Annotated in this window: 16 protein-coding genes; 7 read left to right on the forward strand and 9 right to left on the reverse strand. The window is 66.6% G+C overall.

The window, feature by feature from the left end; translation table 11 throughout:
• The 4 genes from ACQI5H_RS16000 to ACQI5H_RS16015 form a co-directional block, all read right to left on the reverse strand.
• Nucleotides 1-753 (reverse strand): MAP_0585 family protein (locus ACQI5H_RS16000; protein ID WP_427080326.1); only part of this gene is annotated, 753 nt, incomplete at its 3' end.
• Between the two features lie 49 nt (nucleotides 754-802).
• On the reverse strand, nucleotides 803-1,228 hold the full coding sequence (locus tag ACQI5H_RS16005; protein WP_427080439.1) for a lipoprotein LpqH: 426 nt from the start codon (nucleotides 1,226-1,228) through the stop codon (nucleotides 803-805).
• Nucleotides 1,229-1,446: 218 nt separating this feature from the next.
• Nucleotides 1,447-2,094: a S1 family peptidase gene (locus ACQI5H_RS16010; protein ID WP_427080327.1), complete on the reverse strand. Its 648-nt coding sequence runs from the start codon at nucleotides 2,092-2,094 to the stop codon at nucleotides 1,447-1,449.
• Nucleotides 2,095-2,175: 81 nt separating this feature from the next.
• On the reverse strand, nucleotides 2,176-2,835 hold the full coding sequence (locus ACQI5H_RS16015) for a S1 family peptidase (RefSeq protein WP_427080328.1): 660 nt from the start codon (nucleotides 2,833-2,835) through the stop codon (nucleotides 2,176-2,178).
• Between the two features lie 158 nt (nucleotides 2,836-2,993).
• On the opposite strand from ACQI5H_RS16015, the gene ACQI5H_RS16020 reads away from it, so the two are divergent.
• Entirely contained in the window at nucleotides 2,994-3,656 is a 663-nt protein-coding gene (locus ACQI5H_RS16020; RefSeq protein ID WP_427080329.1) for an MFS transporter, read from the forward strand.
• Here ACQI5H_RS16020 and ACQI5H_RS16025 read toward each other — a convergent pair.
• Complete coding sequence (locus ACQI5H_RS16025) at nucleotides 3,628-4,506, reverse strand: alpha/beta fold hydrolase (RefSeq protein ID WP_427080330.1); 879 nt, start codon at nucleotides 4,504-4,506, stop codon at nucleotides 3,628-3,630. The two genes, ACQI5H_RS16020 and ACQI5H_RS16025, sit on opposite strands and share 29 nt — an antisense overlap.
• A 94-nt stretch (nucleotides 4,507-4,600) precedes the next feature.
• Between ACQI5H_RS16025 and ACQI5H_RS16030 the strand changes: the two genes are divergently transcribed.
• Both ACQI5H_RS16030 and ACQI5H_RS16035 read left to right on the forward strand, forming a co-directional pair.
• On the forward strand, nucleotides 4,601-4,870 hold the full coding sequence (locus ACQI5H_RS16030; protein WP_170874549.1) for a hypothetical protein: 270 nt from the start codon (nucleotides 4,601-4,603) through the stop codon (nucleotides 4,868-4,870).
• 291 nt (nucleotides 4,871-5,161) lie between these two features.
• The gene (locus ACQI5H_RS16035; RefSeq protein WP_427080331.1) at nucleotides 5,162-6,718 is read left to right on the forward strand and encodes an LCP family protein; all 1,557 of its coding nucleotides are present in this window, start codon (nucleotides 5,162-5,164) and stop codon (nucleotides 6,716-6,718) included.
• 11 nt (nucleotides 6,719-6,729) lie between these two features.
• On the opposite strand, the gene ACQI5H_RS16040 is transcribed toward ACQI5H_RS16035, so the two are convergent.
• A complete protein-coding gene (locus ACQI5H_RS16040) occupies nucleotides 6,730-7,521 on the reverse strand; it encodes an SDR family NAD(P)-dependent oxidoreductase (protein ID WP_427080332.1) in 792 nt (263 codons plus the stop codon).
• A 48-nt stretch (nucleotides 7,522-7,569) separates the two neighbouring features.
• Between ACQI5H_RS16040 and ACQI5H_RS16045 the strand changes: the two genes are divergently transcribed.
• Nucleotides 7,570-8,463 carry an NAD(P)-dependent oxidoreductase gene (locus tag ACQI5H_RS16045; protein WP_427080333.1) on the forward strand — a complete coding sequence of 298 codons (894 nt, stop codon included), beginning with the start codon at nucleotides 7,570-7,572 and terminating at the stop codon, nucleotides 8,461-8,463.
• Here ACQI5H_RS16045 and ACQI5H_RS16050 read toward each other — a convergent pair.
• Complete coding sequence (locus ACQI5H_RS16050) at nucleotides 8,446-9,276, reverse strand: SDR family oxidoreductase (RefSeq protein ID WP_427080334.1); 831 nt, start codon at nucleotides 9,274-9,276, stop codon at nucleotides 8,446-8,448. The genes ACQI5H_RS16045 and ACQI5H_RS16050 overlap by 18 nt on opposite strands.
• Nucleotides 9,277-9,346: 70 nt before the next feature.
• Nucleotides 9,347-10,270 (reverse strand): enoyl-CoA hydratase, encoded by a 924-nt coding sequence (locus ACQI5H_RS16055; protein ID WP_427080335.1) that lies wholly within the window; start codon nucleotides 10,268-10,270, stop codon nucleotides 9,347-9,349.
• Between the two features lie 198 nt (nucleotides 10,271-10,468).
• Here ACQI5H_RS16055 and ACQI5H_RS16060 point away from each other — a divergent pair, with 198 nt between their 5' ends.
• The 3 genes from ACQI5H_RS16060 (at nucleotide 10,469) to ACQI5H_RS16070 (ending at nucleotide 12,775) form a co-directional block, all read left to right on the forward strand.
• Nucleotides 10,469-10,633 carry a hypothetical protein gene (locus ACQI5H_RS16060; RefSeq protein WP_156763737.1) on the forward strand — a complete coding sequence of 55 codons (165 nt, stop codon included), beginning with the start codon at nucleotides 10,469-10,471 and terminating at the stop codon, nucleotides 10,631-10,633.
• Entirely contained in the window at nucleotides 10,634-12,115 is a 1,482-nt protein-coding gene (locus tag ACQI5H_RS16065) for an alpha,alpha-trehalose-phosphate synthase (UDP-forming) (protein WP_427080336.1), read from the forward strand.
• Nucleotides 12,116-12,196: 81 nt separating this feature from the next.
• On the forward strand, nucleotides 12,197-12,775 hold the full coding sequence (locus ACQI5H_RS16070; protein WP_427080337.1) for a hypothetical protein: 579 nt from the start codon (nucleotides 12,197-12,199) through the stop codon (nucleotides 12,773-12,775).
• Nucleotides 12,776-12,899: 124 nt separating this feature from the next.
• On the opposite strand, the gene ACQI5H_RS16075 is transcribed toward ACQI5H_RS16070, so the two are convergent.
• The gene (locus ACQI5H_RS16075; protein ID WP_427080338.1) at nucleotides 12,900-13,325 is read right to left on the reverse strand and encodes a nuclear transport factor 2 family protein; all 426 of its coding nucleotides are present in this window, start codon (nucleotides 13,323-13,325) and stop codon (nucleotides 12,900-12,902) included.
• Nucleotides 13,326-13,362 lie beyond the last annotated feature (37 nt).

Below are 13,362 nucleotides of genomic sequence, written 5' to 3' on the forward strand. Positions count from 1 at the left end.
CGACGGCCCGCCTCCCCACCACCCGCCGCCGGGAGGTGGCGGGCCGTACCAGTTCGGCGGCGGGTGGTGGGGAGGCGGGCCGTCGTTCCAGCCGTACCCTCGCTCCCGCGGCGGGGTCGGCGCCCCGCGGCCCGGAATGCTGAAGCCAACGCTCGCGTCGATGGGGCCGCCGATTTCCGCGCTGCCCCGTGCGATGTCTCCGCGCGGCGGGATGTACGCCGGGTGCGGAGGCTGAGTGCTCGGCGGATTCAAGGCCTGACGCTCAGTTGGGCCGGACGACGTGCTGGTGTTTGCACCCGGCGTCGTCGTCTGCGCGCTCGTCGACGTGGTCTGCGCGCTCGTCGACGTGGTCTGCGTGCTCGTCGACGGCTGCGTGCTCGGCGTCGTGGTCTGCGCGCTCGTCGAGGTGGTTTGCGTGCTCGTCGACGGCTGCGTGCTTTGGGTGGTCTGCTGCTCGGTGCTCTGAGTGGCCGGCGCCTCCGTGGTTTGGGTCGCGGGCGGCGCGGTGGTTTGAGCCGGCGCCGTGCTGTGCGTGGGCGCCGGCGCCGTGGTTGCCGGAGCCTGCGGGTTCTGCCCCACCCCGCCGGAGATCCCGCCACCGCCGGAGACCCCGCCACCGCCACCGTGGCAGTTCGGGCACGGCGGCGGCGGATCCATCGGCGCGGAGTTGGCGAACCCCGGGTTCAACGTCAGCGCGGAGATGCCCAAGCCCGCCGCGACCGCCGCCGCGCTGACGACACGTTTCCTAGACATAGCTGCGTCCCCTCTGGGGCTTCGGGCCCCGACGATGTCTGACTAGCCCCTACGGGCAGGTCACCTGTATCTCGAACGACTTGGTCACCTGCTTCGGCTGCTGCGGGTCGCTCATGTCGGCACCCGTGGCCGTGCCCTTGATCGCATACGACTTGCCGTTGACCGCGGCTCCGGCGTTGGCGCCCTGGTTATTTGGTGCGGCATCCGAGAAACCGAGCGAGATGCCGTTGACGCTGCCCAGCCCGACCGAATGGACGATGGGCGGATTGTCGTTGCTGACCACCGCGCCGACGCCGGCGGTCGGGTCGCCGATGCCGATAGTGGTGTTGGCGCCCGCCGGGGTGCACGTGACGGGCCCGCTGACGTTCTGGTTCTGCCCGTCAACGATGACCTGCGGGCCGGCCGGCGCTGAGCTCGACGACGCACCGGTATTGGACTTGTTGCTCGAACAGCCGGCGCAAGCCGCGACCACCATGGCCGCGCCGGCGACGCCGACTACGATCCCACGCTTTAGCACTGCTCTCCTTCGTCTCGCTGGTCCCGGACTCGTCATCGAGACCTCGTCAACAAAGGCAGACCCTACCGGGCCCCCTCGGACGGGCCGCACGATGCCGCCCCGCGAATACCCGATGCCCAAATTTGCAAACCACCGAGCCGCGCGAACGCGTGCGCTGACCGGCAGTCCCGCCACTCTCAGGGCAGAATTCGCAAACCCCATCGGCCGAGCAGTGGATTCACGAGCGCGAAGTACGTCGTGTTGTCGTCGCCCTCGGGCGAAGACATCAACAGACCGACCGCGCTCACGCTGCCGTCGGCGTTTTTCACATAGCCGGGACTGCCGCTGTCCCCCACTAGGCTGTACACGCTGGCTTCGATGACGTCGCCCTCGATGCCCGTGACGGCGCCGCAGGTCTCTCCGGTGACGGCGCCCATTTTGCAAAACGGCATGCCCACCTTGATTTGGGGAAGGCTCAGCACATCCCGCACCGGATACGTGCCCCCGACATCGCCCGCCGGCGCACCGACGTTCGGGTCGAGGAGGATGATCGCGGCGTCCCTCTTGTCGCCTTCCTTCTCGCTGGCCGCGATCCTGCCCAGCGGGACGTCGTTGCCGTAAGTCCACACCGAGCCGTCGTGTGCGTCGCAGTGCCCGCTCGTCATGAGGAAGTAGCTGCCGTCGTTGCCTTGGGCAGCGAAACCAGCTGTGCACGAGCTGCTTTCGTCTTGAACCTGGATGCCCGGCGTCAGACCGGGGTCTGGTCGCGCCGGGCTCGCCAACACCGTGGCGGAGATCGCCATGACGCCGACCCCGCCGAGTCCCCGTAACCACGGTTTGGCCATGGCGCTCTCCTTCGGGCATGCCGGTGTGAACCGTCAGATGATCTCATCTGGAGACGCGCCGCGTGGGCGTTTTCCGCCGCGTCAGGGAAGAATGTGCAAGCCCCACTTGGCAAGTAGCGGATACACGAGTGTGAAGTACGTCGTGTTGTCGTCGCCGTCGGGCGAAGACATCAAGATCCCGACGGCGCTCACGGTGCCATCGGCGTTTTTGACGAAACCGGGACTCCCGCTGTCGCCGTTGAGGCTGTACACGCTCGCCTCGATGACGTCGCCCTTCTCGCCTTTGACGACGCCGCAGGTCTCACCGGTCACCGCGCCGAGTTTGCAGAACGGCATGCCTACCCGAATTTGTGGGAGGCTCAACACATCCCGGACCGGATACCGGTCACCGACATCGCCCGTCGGCGCTCCGACGCTCGGGTCCAGGCGGATAATCGCGGCGTCCCTGGTGTCGCCCACCTTCTCGCTGGCGGTGATCATCCCGAGCGGACGATCCTCCCCGTAGGTCCAAACCGAACCGTCGTGCGGATCGCAGTGTCCACTGGTGAGCAGGTAGTAGCTGCCGTCGTTGTCCTGCGCCGCGAAAGCGGCTGTGCACCCGCCGGTTCCGTCGGCAACGTGCATGCCCGGCATGGGGCGTGACGCCAAGTCCGGGTCCGCCGCCGCCGTGCCGGCGACCGCCGTGGCGGCCACGATCACCGCACCGACCACCGCCGGCGCCCGCAACCACCGAATGGTCACGCCGTCCTCCTCCAGTTGTGTCGGGCAGCATGCTAGCAGTGTGCGGCGCCTCCTACCTGGCGAGCGGAACGGGAATGTGGCGCCCCGATGGTCGCGTGGATGACCGTTCCAAGAATTTCGCAAGGATTCCTCAAGCGCGTGGCCTGACGATTTCAGCCGTGACGCCGCCGACGACAATGGAACAAGCCAGCGCCGAGGCCCATACCGCCCGGCTGGATTCCAGACTCTGGCTGATCACGGCGGCGTGCACACTGCTCCCGGTGATGATCACCCTGAACGCCACCGTCGTGAACGCGGCGCCGCGGTTGAACGAGCGGTTCGCATCGACCGGGGCCGTCGCGTGGTCGGTGACCGGCTACACCCTGGCGATGGCGGCGGTGATCCCACTCGCCGGCTGGGCCGCCCGCCGGGTGGGCGCGAAACCGCTATTCCTGGGTTCGGTGCTGTTGTTCTCCTGGGCATCTCTGCTGTGCGTGCAGGCGCCGAATGTCGGTCTGCTGGCGGTCTTTCGCGCATTCCAAGGCCTCGGCGGTGGCATGCTCATACCGCTCTTGCTGATCATCCTGGCCCACGCCGCCGGACCCCGAAGACTGGGCCGAGTGCTGGCGATCAGCATGGTTCCCATCCTGCTGGCCCCGATCTGCGGGCCGGATGTCGGCGGCTGGTTGATCGACTCGTTCGGCTGGAAGTCGATCTTCCTGATCAACATCCCGATCGGAGTTCTCACGTTGATCGTCGCGGGATTCGTTCTCCCCGAGGATGTTCCAACGGCGACCGACGGCTGCGCGATTGTCAGCCCGCCTGGTCGACGCGCCGAGTGAGGAAATCCAGGACGGCTCCGGCGAAAATGTCGTTGCGGTCCCCGGCAACCATGTGCCCGGCGCCGCGCACGTCGGTGAACTCGACCTGAGGGAAACGCTCAAGGAATGCGTCGGCACTCTGCTGGCTGACCAGGTCACTCATCTGGCCCCGGATCAAGAGCATGGGCACGCCGTCGCGCAGGATCGCACCGACGGCCGCGTGCATGCGATCGGCGTCGGTGACCTCGAACGGGGGGAACGGTGCTGTGCCGCTGATGAATTGCGGATCCCAATGCCAATACCAGCGGTCGCCGCGGCGGCGCAGGTTGGCGGTCAGACCGTCGAGATCGGTCGGCCGGGGCCGGTGCGGGTTGTACTCGGCGATCGCGTCGGCTACCTCTTCGAGTGAGGCGAATCCCGATTCCACGCGATCGGCCATGAAGTTGTGTATCCGCGTCGCCCCGGACTGCTCCATGTTCGGCACGATGTCGACCAGAACCACCGCGCTGGCGATGCCCGGTGAGAGCTCGCCCGCGAGCAGCATCGAGGTGAATCCACCCAGCGACGCCCCCACCAGAACCGGTTGTGGCGGCAGGTTGTCCAGAACCTGTTGAACGTCGGCGGCGAAGCTGACGACGCGATAGTCGCCGTCGCTGGACCAGTCGGACTCGCCGTGGCCGCGTAAGTCGATCGTGACGGCTTGCCACCCGCGCCTGGCGACTGCGGCGGCCGCGCGGGCCCACGAACGTCGGGTCTGCCCACCGCCGTGCAGGAAAACCACGGCACGCGCGTGGGGATCGCCCCAGCGATCCGCGACGATACGAACTCCGCCCGGCCCGTGGGTGGAGAACTGCTCTGGTGCGGTCGCCATCAGGAGATCGTAAGACGGCCCGCCCAGGGGGATCAGCCCTGCCGCGACGCCTGGCTTCCGCAGAGCCGGTAAGCGGGGCGCTTACACTCCTGTGATGCATCCCGCGCAGGCGACGCGCACGCTGACCAAAATCCCGGTTGTAGTGGGGATTGTCGTCGTCGTGCTGCTCGGCGTGCTCGCGATTCCGGTCAAGCAGCGCTGCGGTGCGCCCGGTTATTCGTGCGCGACCGCGTTGGATACACGGGGATACGTGCACTATTACTACGAGGTCGAACCGCTCGGCGTGTACCTCGCCGAGTTCGCCACGGGCTCGAACATTCGCCTCTGCTACTCATCGGGCGAGGACCTCGTACCGGCTCGGTGACGAGTTGGCGTCGATCTCGGCGGCCGAGTGGCCCACCCGAGACCGTCCCGAGACGCGCCCGCCCCGGGCGGGGGCAGAGCCCGGCCAAACAGGCTGGTAGCGGGAAGATTGGCGCCGCCGATTCCATCATTTCCAGCGGGTGAGCCTGCCCACAGTCGGCCGATCCGCGGCCTTCTCGATTGGGGGCTTCACAGCAAGCTAACGCATACTTGACCTCATGCTTTTAGCGCCGTCACCGCAAACCGCCGTAGCGGTAGCGAGTGCTGCGCTGGATAAGGGTCGAGGTTTGTGATGGCACGCTCGGGCGGCGCCCATCGCCGCCATCGAGCCGTTCGTCAGCCGTCAGCTCTTCGCAAAGGACTGACGCGCAGCTTCATGTCGCTGGTCTCGGTCGGGGCGATCCTGATGACCGGAGCGGGATACTACGTGGCTCACGGGGCGCTGGGCGGCATCACCGTCTCGGACGCCCTGAGCCCCGACGATCCGCGATCCAGCGGCGACAACATGAACATCCTGCTCATCGGCCTGGATTCGCGAAAAGATCAGGATGGCAACGACCTGCCCTCGTCGATTTTGCGGCAGCTGCACGCGGGCGATTCCGACGACGGCGGCTACAACACCAACACGCTGATACTCGTGCACGTCGGGGCCGACAACAAGGTGACCGCCTTTTCGATTCCGCGCGACGACTGGGTGCCGTTCAACGGGGTACCGGGCTACAACCACATCAAGATCAAAGAGGCCTACGGGCTCACCAAGCAGTACGTGGCGCAGAAGCTTGCCAACCAGGGCGGGAGCAGCCAGCGGGAGCTCGAGACCCGCGGCCGCGAGGCCGGCCGCGCCGCGACCCTGCGCGCGGTGCGCAGCCTGACCGGCGTCCCGATCGACTACTTCGCCGAGGTCAACCTGGCCGGTTTCTACGACTTGGCGCAGACGCTGGGCGGCGTGGACGTGTGCCTGAACCACGCCGTGTACGACTCGTACTCCGGGGCGGACTTCCCGGCCGGCCCCCAGCGGCTGGATGCCTCACAGGCGCTCGCGTTCGTCCGGCAGCGTCACGGCCTGGACAACGGAGACCTGGACCGTACGCACCGGCAGCAGGCGTTCATCTCCTCAGTCATGCGGGAACTGCAGGATTCGGGGACCTTCACCAACATCGACAAGCTCAAGGGCCTGATGGCGGTGGCGCGCAAAGATGTTGTGCTGTCGACCGGTTGGGACGAGGACCTGTTCCGCCGCATGGGCGAACTCGCGGGCGGCGGCAACGTCGAGTTCCGGACGCTGCCCGTGGTGCGCTACGACAACATCGGCGGCCAGGACGTCAACATCATCGACCAGGCCGCGATCAAAGCCGAAGTGGCCCAAGCGATCGGTGCCGCGCCAGAGACGACCACGCCCGCCACGACGGCAAGCAAGCCCAGCCCGTCCACGGTCGTCGACGTCATCAACGCGGGCAGCATGAGCGGGGCGGCCAGTGAGGTATCCCGCGCGCTGAAAAAGCGCGGCTACACCGCGGGTCAGGTCCGCGACCGTCAATCGGGCGATCCGACGTCCACCACGATCCAGTACGGCGCGGGCGCCGAAACCGACGCGCAGAGCCTCGCCACGCTGCTCGGCCTCGATGCCCCCAAACAACCCGATCCAAGCGTGCAGCCCGGACACATCCGCGTGACCGTGGACACCACTTACTCGATGCCCGCCGCCGACGACACCAGCACCACCGACGAGACCACCACCACCACGACCACGACGACCAAGACAAATCGCTACGGATACGCCACTAGCACCTATCCCACGCCCGATCAGGGCAAGCCCATCGGTGGCGGCGGGGTGCCCTGCGTTAACTAGCCGCGATACGGCTAGGCGTGCGTGCCGCCGTCGATGCGGATTTCGGTGCCCGTGATCCAGGCGCCGTCGTCGGACACCAGCATGGCGATCACGCCGGCGATCGCAGAGGGCTCGGCCATCCCGGCGCCACTGGATTCGACGGTCGTGGGCAGGATCGGCATGAGGCGGGGGAACAAGGACCAGTCAGCGTCTTTGGGAATGTATCCCCCAGTCGCGTCGGTGATTCCGGACTTGATGCTGCCCGGCGCCACGCAAGCCGCACGCAGACCATCCTTCGCGTACTCGAGTGCCAAAGAATGGGTGAAGGCCTGGATTCCGCCCTTGCTCGCGGCGTAGGCCGCCATGTAGGGATGGGCGAACGAAGCCGACGTGGAGCTGAAGTTCACGATCGCGCTGCGCGAATTCCCCAGCAGCGCCGGAAGCGCCTCGCGGACCACCAGAAACGTGCCGGTGAGGTTGACACCGACGATCCGATTCCACAGTTCGAGGCTGGTCTCGTGGGTGTGCGCGGCCCGCAGGACGCCGGCCGCGTTGACCAGCGAATCGAGCCCGTCGAGTGTCTGAACGGCCCGGCACACGCCGTCGATCACCGAATCCTCGCTGCCGACGTCCATCGGCATGGTGGTGAGGCGGTCGGCCGTTCCGGCCTCCTCCGCCTGGGACTGGGTGGCGGCCAGCCCGTCTTCCGCGACGTCTGAGGCCACGACCCTGGCGCCCTCGTCGAGCAACCGCAGTGCGGTGGCCTGACCGATGCCTGACGCCGCGCCGGTCACCAGGATCCGCTTGCCCTCGAGTCGGTTCATCTAGCACATCTTTCACCAAGGCCCCTCAAACGCGGCATGGTGGACAGTATGGAGATCGGATTCATCGGTCTGGGGAACATGGGCCACGGCATGGCGACGAACCTGCTGGAGGCGGGTCACCGGGTCACCGTCTACAACCGCTCGCCAGACAAGGCGGAGGCGCTCGTCCAGCGGGGTGCGGCCGCGGCGCGCAGCGTGGCCGAAGCCAGCACCGGTGAGGTCGTGTTCACGATGCTCTCCGACGACGACGCCGTCGAGGAGGTCGCGTTCGGTGCGAACGGCGTCGTGGCTTCGCTGGCCCCCGGCGCCACCCATGTCTCGTCGAGCACCATCAGCGTCGCGTTGTCGGAGCGCCTGGCGGCCGCGCATGCCGAAGCCCTTCAACGCTATGCCGCGGCACCAGTGTTCGGTCGTCCCGAAGCCGCTTCTGCCGCAAAGCTTTTCGTCATCGCCGCGGGTGCACCTCAGGTTCTTGAGCTGTTGGTGCCGCTGTTCGACGCCATCGGTCAGCGGACCTTCGTGGTGTCCGACCAGCCGCACACCGCCAACCTGGTGAAGCTGAGCGGTAACTTCCTGCTCGCGTCGGCGATCGAGACCGTCAGCGAGGCCGTCGCGTTGGTCGCCAAGGCGGGGGTCGACCGGCAGCAGTATGTCGACATCCTCACCTCGACGTTGTTCACCGCGCCGGCCTATGAGACCTACGGCGGGCTGATCGCGCGACGGGAATTCGAGCCGGCGGGGTTCGCGTCGCGCCTCGGCCTCAAGGACGTCCGGCTGGTGCTCGCCGCCGCCGAGGGCCTGCGGGTGCCGCTGCCCGTGGCCAGCGTGCTGCGCGACCGTCTGCTCACGCTCGTGGCAACCGGCGGCGGGCACCTGGACTGGTCGGCGCTGGCCACGCTCGCGGACCGGGACGCGGGCCTGACGTCAGACGACTCCGCGTAGCCCGTCGGCGCCGAATGCGGGTTCCAGCATCGCGGAATAGTCCGGGCCGCGCCGCAGCATCAGGCCGCCGTCCGCGTTGATGACCTGGCCGGTGATATAGCTGGCCGCATCGCTGAGCAGGAACATCGCGAGATTCGCGATGTCCTCGACCTCACCGGGCCGCGGCAGCGGCGTGCACACCCGGTAGTCCTCGCTGACCGCCGGCAACTCGAACACGGGCGCAACCAGATCCGTGCGGATCAGGCCCGGACGGATGCTGTTGACCCGCACCCACGAGGCACCGAGTTCATCGGCGGCCAGTTGCATCATGTGGTCGACGGCGGACTTGCTGACCCCGTAGGCGCCAAACCACCTGTGGGTGTTGCTGGCCGCGATCGACGAGATCCCGACGAACGAACCGCCGCCGCCGCGCACCAGTTCACGCGCCGCGTGCTTGAGCACGTACATGGTGCCGTTGACGTTGAGGTCGACCGTGCGTCGCCAGCCCTCCGAGTCGATCTGGGTGATCGGCCCGATCGTCTCCGACCCGCCCGCGCAATGCACCACACCGTGCAGCCGGCCGTGCCAGGCCGTCGTCGCGTCCACCGCGCGGGCAGCCTCGTCCTCGTTGGTGACGTCGGTGGGTTCATACCGAATGGAGCCGTCGGCCTGGAGCGCCTCGATGTCTTTGACGGCGCCCGCCAGGCGGTCGGGATTGCGGCCGACGATCATGACCGAGGCGCCGGACTTGACCAGGCCGGCCGCCACCCCTTTGCCGATGCCGCTGCCACCGCCGGTGACCAGATACGTCCGGTTCTCGAAAGAAAGCTGCACGCCGCGCCCCTTCACGCCAAAACTGAAACACGTTCTAGTAATAGAACCATGCGGGTGGGCGAGCTGTCCGCTAGGGCGTATCGCGGCGGGCCAGTTTCGTCGGTTTCGCGTTGCGCCAGTCCTCAACATCCGGCGGCTGGCCGACCGCGTACCTGTTCTCGTTGTGGGCAGCCCAGTGCGCATGGCCCAGCTCGTGAATGTGGAACGCGTGCCGCAACGCCTCGGTGAATCCCATTGCGTCGGAGGCGGCGTTGACCGAGTCCTTGACGAGCAGCGCCGCCATCGTGGGACGGTCGGCGATGCGCCGCGCGAATTCCAAAGTCTTGTCCGCTAGCTCATCGACCGGGAATACCTTCGACACCATGCCCAGCCGATAGGCATCGTCGGCGTCCAGCGCATCACCGGTCAGCAGCAGCTCTTTGGCCTTACGAGGGCCGAATTCCCAAGGGTGACCGAAATATTCGACGCCCGGCATCCCCAGGCGCGCGGCGACCACGTCGCTGAACTTTGCATTGTCGGCGGCGACTATCAGATCGCACGCCCAGATCAGCATCAGGCCGGCCGAGATCGCGTTGCCCTGGACCTGGGCGATGGTGATCTTGCGCAAATCGCGCCAACGGCAGGTGTTTTGGAAAAAGTAGTGCCACTCCTGCAGGTAGATCTTCTCCGCGATGGGGTCGCGAGTCCCGCCGTTGATGCGGAAGCTCGGCAGCTGGCTGCGCTCGGCGATGGCCAACTCCGAGCCCAGGTCGTGACCGGCGGAGAAGTTTTTGCCGCGCGCCGCCAGGATCACCACCCGAACGGAGTCATCCGCCTCGGCGCGCAGGAACGCCTCGTCGAGTTGCACCAACAGGCCGCGGCTCTGCGCATTGTGGGCCTCGGGCCGGTTGAGCCAGATCCGCGCGATGCGGCCCTCGTCGAGGGTTTCATACGCCACCAGCTCAGTGGCGCCGGCGTTGGTCGCCTCGGTGCCGGCCTGGTCGGAGAGTGTCATTCCGCCCACCTACCTTGTTGTCGGGCTCGTTACAAGTTGGCGTCGATCCGTAAATCCCGTGCCGACTCCTTGCACATTACGGCCACCGCCGAAAGCGCTGATCACTGGGTCGATACCAGCGCCAACCGGCGCCCGCCCTCTGGGCAGCATTCCGAGAGACGCATGCGGGCGAATATTCGCGTCGCATAGAGTTATGTCATGCCTACGAAATCTGACCCTGGCGAACTCGGCGATGTGGAGCCGCTGGCTGACAGCACCGCCAGCCAGGCCAGGCGTGTCGTCGCGGCCTATGCCAACGACGCCGACGAGTGCCGCGTTTTCTTGTCCATGCTCGGTATTGGACCGGCAAAACTCGACACGTAAATGGCTCCCAAGGGAGGCCAGAACTCGAAAACTAGGCACTACGGCGATTCCGACTTCGTGGTGGTCGCCAATCGGCTGCCCGTCGATCTCGAGCGGCTCCCCGATGGCACGACCTCATGGAAACGCAGTCCCGGCGGATTGGTCACCGCACTAGAGCCACTCCTGCGCCGCCGCCGCGGGGCCTGGGTGGGCTGGCCGGGTGTTGTCGACGATGTCGTGGACGTGGTCGACGAGCCCGTCACCCAGGACGAACTGCAACTTCATCCGGTACGCCTGTCCGCCGACGACGTCGCCCAGTACTACGAGGGCTTCTCCAACGCCACGCTGTGGCCGCTTTACCACGACGTCATCGTCAAGCCGATGTACCACCGCGAATGGTGGGAGCGCTACGTCGACGTCAACCGCCGATTCGCCGAAGCCGCCTCGCGCGCCGCCGCCGAGGGTGGCACGGTCTGGGTTCAGGACTACCAACTACAACTGGTCCCGAAAATGCTCCGCACGCTGCGTCCCGACGTGACCATCGGTTTCTTTCTGCACATCCCGTTCCCGCCGGTGGAGCTGTTCATGCAGATGCCGTGGCGCACCGAGATCATCGAAGGGCTGCTCGGCGCCGACCTGGTGGGCTTCCACCTGGCCGGCGGTGCCCAGAATTTCCTGTTCCTGTCCCGCCGGCTGGCCGGAGCCAACACCTCGCGGGGAGCGGTCGGCGTGCGGTCGCGGTTCGGTGAGGTGGAGCTGGAATCTCGTACCGTTCGCGTCGGCGCCTTCCCGATCTCCATCGACTCCGGGGCGCTCGACCACACGGCCCGCGATCGCAACATCAGGCACCGCGCCCGGGAGATCCGCGCCGAACTCGGCAACCCCCGCAAGATCCTGCTCGGGGTCGACCGGCTGGACTACACCAAGGGCATCGACGTCCGGCTGAAGGCCTTTTCCGAGCTGCTCGCCGAGGGTCGCGCCAAACGCGATGACACGGTGCTGGTGCAGCTGGCGACACCGAGCCGCGAACGCGTGGAGAGCTACCAGATTCTGCGCAACGACATCGAACGCCAAGTCGGGCACATCAACGGCGAATACGCCGAAGTCGGACACCCGGTGGTGCACTACCTGCACCGGCCGGTGCCGCGCGAAGAACTCGTCGCGTTCTTCGTGGCCAGCGACGTCATGCTGGTCACGCCGCTCCGCGACGGGATGAACCTGGTCGCCAAGGAATACGTCGCCTGCCGCAGCGACCTCGGCGGCGCGCTGGTGCTGTCCGAATTCACCGGAGCGGCATCCGAACTCCGGCAGGCCTATCTGGTCAACCCGCACGACCTCGAAGGGGTCAAGGACGCGATCGAGGCGGCGCTGAACCAGCCGGCGGAAGAGGGGAGACGCCGGATGCGCGCGTTGCGGCGGCAGGTGCTAGCCCACGACGTGGACCGCTGGGCGCGGTCGTTTCTCGATGCGCTCGCCGAGGCGAATCCCCATGACGCCAAGTAGCGGCCGCGAACCCATGGTGTTGCCACTCAAACGCTGTGATACTCGATGCAGCAGTGAGGGAAGGCCCGAAGGGAGGGCACTGTGAAGCTCCGTCGCGGGCTGGCCGCTGGTGCCGGCATCGTCTCGGCAGTTGCAATCGGGATCGCGCTGGAGTCGGGCAACCCGGCGCACGCGGTGGGGCCGCCGGCGGATGGCAACTACACCTTCAACGAGGCCGGCGTGTCGGGAGTTACCTGGACGATCACGGCACTGTGCGATCAGCCATCCGGAACCCGGAACATGAACGACTATTCCGACCCGATCGTTTTTGCGATGAACTGCGCTCTGAATGTCGTGAGTGCGACACCCGAACAGATCAGCCGCGCGGACAAGTTGCAGAACTTCAGCGGCAGGGCGCGCTACTCCAGCATGCTGTGGACCTTCAAGGTGGATAAGAGCGACGGCGTGTCATGCCCGGGCGGCGGCACCGCACCGTCCACCGAAACCTACGCGTTCAGCGACGAAACCATGAGCGGCACCCACACCAGCCTCCATGGTCCCGTCTGCGGGATGCAGCCGGAGATGAAGAAGCAACCGTTCTCGCTGCAGATGACCGGGCCGCCGCCCAGCCCGATCCAACGTTATCCGTTGTACTGCAACGGCATTGCGATGTGCTACTGAGCTTTCGTCGTTAACGGCGCGGCCGAGCGGAGTTCGGTTCGGTTCGCCGAACGTGGGTGATATGAAGGAAAAGCGTTCGTTTTGTGTGCGTATCCCCCACGCTCGACGCGGTTTTGATCGCCCTTCAGGACGGCCGCCCCGGCGGCCGACCGGACGTCCAGGTGACATGCATCGTGGTGCGGGCGATTCGCCACCCGGCAGGGATTTGCACAAAATCGGCCTCACTCCAGGTGCCTGAGCTGAACAGATCGCCTTCGGGGTGGACGTGATGATTGACCTGGTTCCAGCGGGCCGATGCTCCAGAGCCGCCGGGGCTCGCATCAACCAGGTAGTTCAAGCCGAGGTGTTGGGTCCGGGCGAAGCGCAGCACGCCGTGGCGTGTATTCGCCAGGATCTCGTCGATCCCGTCGGCATTCCCGATGGGAAATGCGACGGCCGCATCCTCGGTGAAAAATCTACGCGCCCAGTCCTCGTCGAAGTTGCGCTCGTCCAAGGAGCACAGGTATCGGTCGACCAATTCGGCGATCTCGCTCTTGATCCCAATGTCCATCCGCCCACGCTAGAACCTCAACAACACTTGAGGTCAA

It is taken from the genome of Mycobacterium heidelbergense, from assembly GCF_050205645.1.
Taxonomy (GTDB): domain Bacteria; phylum Actinomycetota; class Actinomycetes; order Mycobacteriales; family Mycobacteriaceae; genus Mycobacterium; species Mycobacterium heidelbergense_A.

Excerpts from the sequence above, each read along its gene's own strand:
- ACQI5H_RS16010 (WP_427080327.1), bottom strand. The coding sequence starts at position 2,094 with ATGGCCAAACCGTGGTTACGGGGACTCGGCGGGGTCGGCGTCATGGCG.
- ACQI5H_RS16055 (WP_427080335.1), bottom strand. The coding sequence starts at position 10,270 with ATGACACTCTCCGACCAGGCCGGCACCGAGGCGACCAACGCCGGCGCC.
- ACQI5H_RS16045 (WP_427080333.1), top strand. The coding sequence starts at position 7,570 with ATGGAGATCGGATTCATCGGTCTGGGGAACATGGGCCACGGCATGGCG.
- ACQI5H_RS16030 (WP_170874549.1), top strand. The coding sequence starts at position 4,601 with ATGCATCCCGCGCAGGCGACGCGCACGCTGACCAAAATCCCGGTTGTA.
- ACQI5H_RS16065 (WP_427080336.1), top strand. The coding sequence starts at position 10,634 with ATGGCTCCCAAGGGAGGCCAGAACTCGAAAACTAGGCACTACGGCGAT.
- ACQI5H_RS16035 (WP_427080331.1), top strand. The coding sequence starts at position 5,162 with ATGGCACGCTCGGGCGGCGCCCATCGCCGCCATCGAGCCGTTCGTCAG.
- ACQI5H_RS16060 (WP_156763737.1), top strand. The coding sequence starts at position 10,469 with ATGCCTACGAAATCTGACCCTGGCGAACTCGGCGATGTGGAGCCGCTG.
- ACQI5H_RS16005 (WP_427080439.1), bottom strand. The coding sequence starts at position 1,228 with ATGGTGGTCGCGGCTTGCGCCGGCTGTTCGAGCAACAAGTCCAATACC.
- ACQI5H_RS16075 (WP_427080338.1), bottom strand. The coding sequence starts at position 13,325 with ATGGACATTGGGATCAAGAGCGAGATCGCCGAATTGGTCGACCGATAC.
- ACQI5H_RS16025 (WP_427080330.1), bottom strand. The coding sequence starts at position 4,506 with ATGGCGACCGCACCAGAGCAGTTCTCCACCCACGGGCCGGGCGGAGTT.
- ACQI5H_RS16040 (WP_427080332.1), bottom strand. The coding sequence starts at position 7,521 with ATGAACCGACTCGAGGGCAAGCGGATCCTGGTGACCGGCGCGGCGTCA.